Source organism: Streptomyces aurantiacus (assembly GCF_001418335.1).
Classification (GTDB): domain Bacteria; phylum Actinomycetota; class Actinomycetes; order Streptomycetales; family Streptomycetaceae; genus Streptomyces; species Streptomyces aurantiacus.
In genome coordinates, this window is record NZ_LIPP01000486.1 from 1 (window position 1) to 8,684 (window position 8,684).

Genomic DNA, 8,684 nt, shown 5'->3' on the forward strand with positions numbered 1-8,684 from the left:
GCGGGGAACTGCGCGCCAAGCCCCCCACCGTCCCGCAGCCGAAAACCGGCCGCAGGCCGACGCGGGGGCGAGAAAACGCCCGGGCTCAGCCCTCCGTCAGCCCCGCCACCAGAGAGTCCGCCGCCCGGTACGGGTCAAGGTCCCCGGAGACGATCCGCTCCGCGAGCGCGCTCAGCCGCCGGTCGCCGTGCAGGTCACCGATCCGCTCCCGCAGCGCCGTGACGGCGATCGTCTCGACCTCCCGCGCGGCACGGGCGAGCCGCCGCTCCGCCAGCGCGCCCCGCTCCTCCATCCACGCCCGGTGCTTCTCCAGCGCCTCGACGACCTCGTCGATGCCCTCCCCGCGCGCGGCCACCGTCTTCACGATGGGTGGCCGCCAGTCCCCCGGCCCGCGGGACTCGCCGAGCCCGAGCATGTGGTTCAGCTCGCGGGCCGTCGCGTCGGCTCCGTCGCGGTCGGCCTTGTTGACCACGTACACGTCGCCGATCTCCAGGATTCCGGCCTTGGCCGCCTGGATCCCGTCGCCCATCCCGGGCGCGAGCAGCACCACGGACGTGTCCGCCTGGGAGGCGATCTCCACCTCGGACTGGCCGACGCCCACGGTCTCGACGAGCACCACGTCGAACCCCGCCGCGTCGAGGACCCGGACCGCCTGGGGCGCGGCCCACGCGAGCCCGCCGAGGTGCCCGCGCGTGGCCATCGAGCGGATGTAGACGCCGGGGTCGGACGCGTGGTCCGACATCCGGACGCGGTCGCCGAGCAGCGCCCCGCCGGAGAACGGCGACGACGGGTCGACGGCGAGGACGGCGACCCGCCTGCCCTGCCGCCGGTAGGCGGTCACGAGTGCCGACGTGGACGTCGACTTGCCGACGCCGGGCGATCCGGTGAGGCCGACGACGTACGCGTTGCCCGCGAGCGGGGCCAGCGCCGCCATGACCTCACGCAGTTGCGGGGACGCCCCCTCCACCAGGGAGATCAGCCGGGCCACGGCCCGCGGCCGGCCTTCCCTGGCCTCGGCCACCAGCGAGGCGACGTCCTGCATCACAGCTCCGTTCACCAGATCGGCCGGCCGCAGGGCAGCCACCTGGAAAGTACGTACGGGTGTCAGGTCTTCGGTACCCGCACGATCAGCGCGTCACCCTGACCGCCGCCACCGCACAGCGCCGCCGCGCCCACGCCGCCACCGCGCCGCTTCAGTTCGAGGGCGAGGTGCAGGACGAGCCGGGCGCCCGACATGCCGATCGGGTGGCCGAGGGCGATGGCGCCGCCGTTGACGTTCACCTTTTCCGTGGACACTCCGAGGTCCTTCAGCGACTGGACCGCGACGGCGGCGAAGGCTTCGTTGATCTCGATCAGGTCAAGATCCTCGACGCCGATGCCCTCCTTCTTGAGCGCGTGCCGGATGGCGTTCGACGGCTGCGACTGCAAAGAGTTGTCGGGTCCCGCCACGTTTCCGTGGGCGCCGATCTCCGCGATCCACTCCAGACCGAGCTCCTGCGCCTTGGCCTTGCTCATGACGACCACGGCGGCCGCCCCGTCGGAGATCTGCGACGCGGAGCCTGCCGTGATCGTGCCGTCCTTCGCGAACGCGGGCCGCAGCCTGCCGAGCGACTCGGCGGTCGTGTCCCCGCGGATGCCCTCGTCCTCGTCGACGACGACGGGCTCGCCCTTGCGCTGCGGGACCTCCACCGGCGTGATCTCCGCCTCGAAGGTGCCGTTCTTCTGCGCGGCGGCGGCCCGCTGGTGCGACAGGGCGGCGATCTCGTCCTGCTCGGGCCGCAGGATGCCGAGCCGCGTGTTGTGCTTCTCGGTCGACGCGCCCATGGCGATGTTCTCGAAGGGGTCGGTCAGCCCGTCGTGCGCCATCGCGTCGAGCATCTCGATCGCGCCGTACTTGTAGCCCTCACGGGACTTCGGCAGCAGGTGGGGGGCGTTGGTCATGGACTCCTGGCCGCCCGCGACCACCACGTCGAACTCGCCGGCGCGGATCAGCTGGTCGGCGAGCGCGATGGCGTCGAGGCCCGACAGGCACACCTTGTTGACCGTGAGCGCCGGCACGCTCATCGGGATGCCGGCCTTGACCGCGGCCTGGCGTGCCGGGATCTGCCCTGCCCCGGCCTGGAGCACCTGGCCCATGATCACGTACTGCACCTGGTCGCCGCCGATTCCCGCACGGTCGAGGGCGGCCTTGATCGCGAATCCACCGAGGTCGGCTCCCGAGAAGGACTTCAGGGAGCCGAGCAGCCGCCCCATCGGGGTGCGTGCACCCGCAACGATGACGGAGGTGGTGTTGTTCGTTCCAGACATGAGGAGCGATCCCCTTCCAGCTTGCACAGCTGAGGAGTGAACGAGTCGGGGGGTCCGGGAGATCCCCCGGATGAGGGTGTACTTGAAATGTACTGAGCGGTAAGCCACCCGTCATCCGGCCCGTCGTGTGATCGCGCGCACGTTGCGTAACCACCTCCGGAGCGCTGCACTGACAGCATGCTGACGCGAATCGACCACATCGGGATCGCCTGTTTCGACCTCGACGCGACCGTCGAGTTCTACCGGGCCACGTACGGCTTCGAGGTGTTCCACTCCGAGGTCAACGAGGAGCAGGGCGTGCGCGAGGCCATGCTCAAGATCAACGAGACGTCCGACGGCGGCGCCTCCTACCTCCAGCTCCTGGAACCCACCCGCGAGGACTCCGCGGTCGGAAAGTGGCTGGCCAAGAACGGTGAGGGCGTACATCACATCGCCTTCGGCACGGCGGACGTGGACACCGACGCGGCCGACATCAGGGGCAAGGACGTACGGGTCCTGTACGACGAGCCGCGCAGGGGCTCGATGGGCTCCCGGATCACGTTCCTGCACCCGAAGGACACTCATGGCGTTCTGACAGAACTGGTCACTTCGGCGCCAGTTGAGTCACCTGAGCACTGACCTCCGTATATCTGGGCCGGTAGGGTTGGGCACGGCCGTCGCCTCTTCGGGGCGGTCCGGGTCCTCATCGTCAGGATCCGAGGGCCGGGGTCCAGGTTTCGGGGGACGAGCGTCGGGGCAGCAGCCCGTGCTCCGCCGTTGATCTGACACCATTCCCCGGGGGCCCGTCCGGCCGAAGGACGGTGCTCGTTTGGAGAGACTTGCGACCAGGGGACGGATGGGACCGCGCAGTGCGGGGCTACGAACGCCAGGAGCGAGAGCCGGCGGCTGACGTCGACCACCTCTCTCGGTTCGAGGCCGAGATGGAACGGCTGAAGACCGAGCGGGAGAAGGCCGTCCAGCACGCCGAGGACCTCGGCTATCAGGTCGAGGTGCTGCGCGCCAAGCTGCACGAGGCGCGGCGCAATCTGGCGACCCGGCCTGCCTACGACAATGCGGACATCGGCTATCAGGCCGAACAGATGCTCCGTAACGCGCAGATTCAGGCCGACCAGCTGCGCACGGACGCCGAGCGGGAGCTGAGCCAGGCCCGCGCGCAGACGCAGCGCATCCTTCAGGAGCACGCCGAGCAGGCGGCCCGTCTCCAGGCGGAGCTGCATCAGGAGGCGGTCACCCGCCGTCAGCAGCTCGACCAGGAGCTGGCCGAGCGCCGGCAGAGCGTCGAGTCGCACGTCAACGAGAACGTGGCCTGGGCCGAGCAGCTGCGCTCCCGCAGCGAGCAGCAGGCCCGCCGGCTGGTCGACGAGTCGCGCACGGAGGCGGAGCAGGCCCTGGCCGCCGCCCGCGCGGAGGCCGAGCGGGTCGCCGCCGAGGCCCGTCAGCGGCTGCAGAGCGACGCCGAGCAGGCGCGCGCGGAGGCCGAGGCGCTGCTGCGCCGGGCCCGCACCGACGCCGAGCGGCTGCTGAACGCGGCGTCGACGCAGGCCCAGGAGGCCACCGCCCACGCGGAGCAGCTGCGCAGTTCGACCGCGTCCGAGTCGGACAACGCCCGCCGCCAGGCCGGCGAGCTGAGCCGCACCGCCGAGCAGCGCATCAGCGAGGCCGACGCGGCCCTGCGTGAGGCGCGGGCCGAGGCGGAGAAGGTCCTCGCCGAGGCGAAGGACGCCGCGGCCAAGGCGCTCGCGAGCGCGGAGTCCGCGAACGAACAACGCACGCGTACGGCCAAGGAACAGGTCGCGCGGATGGTCGGCGAGGCCAACACGGAGGCCGAGGCCACAAAGTCCGAGGCCGAGCAGGTCGTCGCCGACGCCCGCACCAAGGCCGAGAAGATCGTCGCGGAGGCCGAGGAGAGCGCCCGCAGCCTCACGGCCGAGGAGACCGCGTCCCAGCTCGCCAAGGCGGCCCGGACGGCCGAGGAGGTCCTGAACAAGGCGTCCGAGGACGCCAAGACCACCACCAAGGCCGCCTCCGAGGAGGCCGAGCGGATCCGCGCCGAGGCCGAGGCCGAGGCGGACCGGCTGCGCGCCGAGGCGCACGACATCGCCGAGCAGCTCAAGGGCACGGCGAAGGACGACACCAAGGAGTACCGCGCCAAGACGGTCGAGCTGCAGGAGGAGGCGCGCCGGCTGCGCGGCGACGCCGAGCAGCTGCGCGCGGACGCCAACGCGGAGGGCGAGCGGATCCGCTCCGAGGCCCGGCGCGAGGCGGTCCAGCAGATCGAGGAGGCGGCCAAGACCGCCGAGGAGCTGCTCTCCAAGGCGAAGGCCGACGCGGACGAGCTGCGGTCGAACGCGACGACGGAGAGCCAGCGGGTCCGCACCGAGGCCATCGAGCGCGCGACGACGCTGCGCCGGCAGGCCGAGGAGACCCTGGAGCGCACCCGTACGGAGGCCGAGCGGCACCGGGCGGAGGCCGTCGAGCGGTCCGAGGAGATCAAGGCGGACGCCGAGCGGGCCGCCGGCGAGCTGCACGAGGAGACCGAGCGCGCCATAGCGGCCCGGCAGGCGGAGGCCGCCGAGGGGCTGGCCCGGCTGCACACGGAGGCCGAGGAGCGGGTCGCCTCCGCCGAGCAGGCGCTGACCGAGGCGCGTGCGGAGGCCGAGCGGATCCGCCGCGAGGCCGCCGAGGAGATCGAGCGGCTGCGCACGGAGGCCGCCGAGCGCATTCGTACGCTGCAGTCGCAGGCCGAGACGGAGGCCGAGCGGCTGCGCACGGAGGCCGCCTCGGACGCGTCCGCGTCCCGTGCCGAGGGCGAGTCCATCGCCGTACGGCTGCGGTCGGACGCCGCGGCGGAGGCCGAGCGGCTGAAGTCGGAGGCACAGGACACCGCCGACCGCGTACGGGCGGAGGCGCAGGCCGCCGCCGAGCGGCTGGCCACGGAGGCCGCCGAGGCGCTGTCCGCGGCCCAGGAGGAGGCGGCCCGGCGCCGCCGCGAGGCCGAGGAACTCCTCGGTGCCGCGCGCCAGGATGCCGACCAGGAGCGCGAGCGGGCCCGCGAGCAGAGCGAGGAGCTGCTGGCCTCGGCGCGCAACCGCGTGGAGGAGGCGCAGACCGAGGCCGTACGGCTGGTCGAGGAGGCGGACCGCCGGGCGACCGAGATGGTGTCGGCCGCCGAGCAGACCGCACAGCAGGTGCGGGACGCCGTGGCCGGGCTGCACGAGCAGGCCCAGGAGGAGATCGCGGGGCTGCGCAGCGCCGCCGAGCACGTGGCGGAGCGCACGCGCACCGAGGCGCAGCAGGAGGCCGACCGGGTCCGCGCCGACGCGTACGCGGAGCGGGAGCGGGCGTCCGAGGACGGCAACCGGATCCGGCGCGAGGCGCAGGGGGAGTCGGAGGCCGCCAAGGCGCTCGCGGAGCGCACGGTCTCGGAGGCGATCGCGGAGTCGGAGCGGTTGCGTTCGGACGCCTCGGAGTACGTCCAGCGGGCGCGTACGGAGGCCTCGGACGCCATCGCGTCGGCCGAGCAGGACGCCTCGCGGTCCCGGGCCGAGGCGCGGGAGGACGCCAACCGCATCCGGTCGGACGCGGCGACGCAGGCGGACACCCTCATCACGGAGACGACCGCCGAGGTGGAGCGGCTCACCGCGGAGACGAACCAGGAGGCGGAGCGCGTCCGCGCCGAGTCGGTGGCGAAGGCCGAGAAGCTGATCTCGGACGCGACGGGCGACGCGGAGCGGCTGCGGGCCGAGGCGGCCGACACGGTCGGTTCCGCGCAGCAGCACGCCGAGCGGATCCGGTCGGACGCGCAGCGCGTCAAGGCCGAGGCCGCCGCGGAGGCCGACCGCCTCATGTCGAACGCCCGCGACGAGGCCGACGACACGCTGGACAAGGCGCGCAAGGAAGCCAACAAGCGGCGTTCCGAGGCGGCCGAGCAGGTCGACAAGCTGATCACGGAGACGACGGCCGAGGCCGACAAGCTCCTGTCGGAGTCCCAGCAGAGCGCGCGCAAGACCACCGCGGACGCCGAGGCGCAGGCCGACACGATGGTGGGTGCGGCGCGCAACGAGGCGGAGCGGCTGCTCTCCGAGTCGACGGTCGAGGGCAACTCCCTGGTGGAGCGGGCCAGGACGGACGCCGACGAGCTGCTGGTCGGCGCACGCCGGGACGCGACAGCGATCAGAGAGCGTGCCGAGGAGCTGCGCGACCGGATCACCGGCGAGATCGAGGATCTGCACGACCGGGCCCGCCGGGAGTCCGCCGAGACGATGAGGGCGGCGGGCGATCGGTGCGACGCGCTGATCAGGGCCGCCGAGGAGCAGCTGAAGGAAGCCGAGGCGAAGGCCAAGGACCTGGTCTCGGAGGCCAATTCGGAGGCGAGCAAGGTCCGTATCGCCGCGGTGAGGAAGGCGGAGGGGCTCCTCAAGGAGGCCGAGCAGAAGAAGGCCGCGCTCATCGCCGAGGCCGAGGGGATCAGGTCCGAGGCGGTGACCGAGGCCCGGGCCGCGGTCGAGGAGGGCAAGCGGGAGCTGGAGGTGCTGGTGCGTCGCCGCGCGGACATCAATGCCGAGATCTCCCGTGTCCAGGACGTCCTGGAGGCGTTGGAGTCTTTTGAGGCCCCGCCCGTGGGCAAGGACGCCGGCGTCAAGGCGGGCGCCACGGTCGGTGTGACTCGTTCGGGTGGAAAGCCGTCGGAGGGCTAGCCAAACCAGCAACTTCCGTGCTCGTTAGAGGGGTTCAGCGAGCTCTCCGGCAAGCACTCCGGCCGCCGGTCACCAAAAAAGGGTGTCATTCTCCATATCAATCGGGCTACTGCACGGTGACACACCGTCTTGACCCCTAGGATTCCACCTATCACCTCACCGGTCTCATTCGACAGGAACCCCATGAGCGACACTTCCCCCTACGGCTTCGAGCTTGTGCGGCGTGGGTACGACCGCGCTCAGGTGGACGAACGCATTTCGAAGCTCGTCTCCGACCGTGACAGCGCTCTGGCCCGTATCACTGCTCTCGAAAAGCGCATCGAGGAACTCCATCTCGAAACGCAGAACGCCCAGGCCCAGGTCAGCGACGCCGAGCCGTCGTACGCCGGCCTCGGCGCCCGCGTCGAGAAGATCCTCCGCCTCGCCGAGGAGGAGGCCAAGGACCTGCGCGAGGAGGCCCGTCGCGCGGCCGAGCAGCACCGTGAGCTCGCCGAGTCGGCGGCCCAGCAGGTGCGTAACGACGCGGAGTCGTTCGCCGCGGACCGCAAGGCCAAGGCGGAGGACGAGGGCGTCCGGATCGTCGAGAAGGCCAAGACCGACGCCTCCACGCTGCGCCAGGAAGCGACGAAGGACGCGCAGCAGAAGCGCGAGGAGGCCGACGCCCTCTTCGAGGAGACCCGCGCGAAGGCCGCGCAGGCCGCCGCCGACTTCGAGACGAACCTCGCCAAGCGCCGCGAGCAGTCCGAGCGCGACCTGGCCTCGCGGCAGGCCAAGGCCGAGAAGCGTCTCGCGGAGATCGAGCACCGTGCGGAGCAGCTCCGGCTTGAGGCCGAGAAGCTGCGTACGGACGCCGAGCGCCGTGCCCGTCAGACGGTGGAGACGGCTCAGCGCCAGGCCGAGGACATCGTGGCCGACGCGAACGCCAAGGCCGACCGGATCCGTTCGGAGTCCGAGCGTGAGCTTGCGGCGCTGACGAACCGACGTGACTCGATCAACGCGCAGCTGACGAATGTGCGGGAGATGTTGGCGACGCTCACGGGGGCGGCGGTCGCTGCCGCGGGCGCTCCTGAGGATGAGCCCGTCACCCGGGGGGTGCCGGCTCAGCAGTCCCGGTAGGTGCGGGGCTGATACCTGCGGGGCTGATACCTGCGGGTCTGATCGTGCGGGTTGTCGGGGAGCTGCGGGTCGGCTGTGGCTGGTCGCGCAGTTCCCCGCGCCCCTTACGGGGCCCTTTGCCACTCCAGTGGCAAGGGGCCCCGGTGCGTTCTAGCGTGTGGGCATGATCGAGCTTGCGGGGCTGACCAAGCGGTACGGCGAGAAGATGGCGGTGAATCAGCTCACGTTCGCCGTGCGGCCCGGGATCGTCACCGGCTTCCTCGGGCCGAACGGCGCCGGCAAGTCCACCACCATGCGGATGATGCTCGGGCTCGACCGGCCGACCGCGGGCGACGTGCGGATCGACGGGCAGCACTACGACCGCCTCAAGGACCCGCTGAAGTACATCGGCGCCCTTCTCGACGCCAAGGCCATGCACGGCGGCCGCAGCGCCTTCAACCACCTGTTGTGCCTCGCGCAGAGCAACGGCATCCCGCGGAAACGCGTGCACGAGGTCCTCGACACCGTGGGCCTCACCGCGGTGGCGAGGAAGAAGGCCAAGGGCTTCTCGCTCGGCATGGGCCA

Annotated in this window: 6 protein-coding genes; 4 read left to right on the plus strand and 2 right to left on the minus strand. The window is 71.8% G+C overall.

Going from position 1 to position 8,684, the window contains the following annotated elements:
* Window positions 1-85: 85 nt before the first annotated feature.
* On the minus strand, window positions 86-1,042 hold the full coding sequence (meaB, locus tag AOK01_RS39255; RefSeq protein WP_055520319.1) for a methylmalonyl Co-A mutase-associated GTPase MeaB: 957 nt from the start codon (window positions 1,040-1,042) through the stop codon (window positions 86-88).
* Between the two features lie 62 nt (window positions 1,043-1,104).
* Window positions 1,105-2,307 carry an acetyl-CoA C-acetyltransferase gene (locus tag AOK01_RS39260; protein WP_055520321.1) on the minus strand — a complete coding sequence of 401 codons (1,203 nt, stop codon included), beginning with the start codon at window positions 2,305-2,307 and terminating at the stop codon, window positions 1,105-1,107.
* Between the two features lie 177 nt (window positions 2,308-2,484).
* On the opposite strand from AOK01_RS39260, the gene mce reads away from it, so the two are divergent.
* The 4 genes from mce to AOK01_RS39280 form a co-directional block, all read left to right on the plus strand.
* Complete coding sequence (gene mce, locus AOK01_RS39265) at window positions 2,485-2,925, plus strand: methylmalonyl-CoA epimerase (RefSeq protein WP_055520323.1); 441 nt, start codon at window positions 2,485-2,487, stop codon at window positions 2,923-2,925.
* A 230-nt stretch (window positions 2,926-3,155) separates the two neighbouring features.
* On the plus strand, window positions 3,156-7,004 hold the full coding sequence (gene scy, locus AOK01_RS39270) for a polarized growth protein Scy (protein ID WP_055520325.1): 3,849 nt from the start codon (window positions 3,156-3,158) through the stop codon (window positions 7,002-7,004).
* 183 nt (window positions 7,005-7,187) lie between these two features.
* Entirely contained in the window at window positions 7,188-8,120 is a 933-nt protein-coding gene (locus tag AOK01_RS39275) for a coiled-coil domain-containing protein (RefSeq protein ID WP_055520328.1), read from the plus strand.
* A 163-nt stretch (window positions 8,121-8,283) separates the two neighbouring features.
* The coding region (locus tag AOK01_RS39280) for an ATP-binding cassette domain-containing protein (protein ID WP_245702608.1) at window positions 8,284-8,684 on the plus strand (401 nt) is incomplete at its 3' end.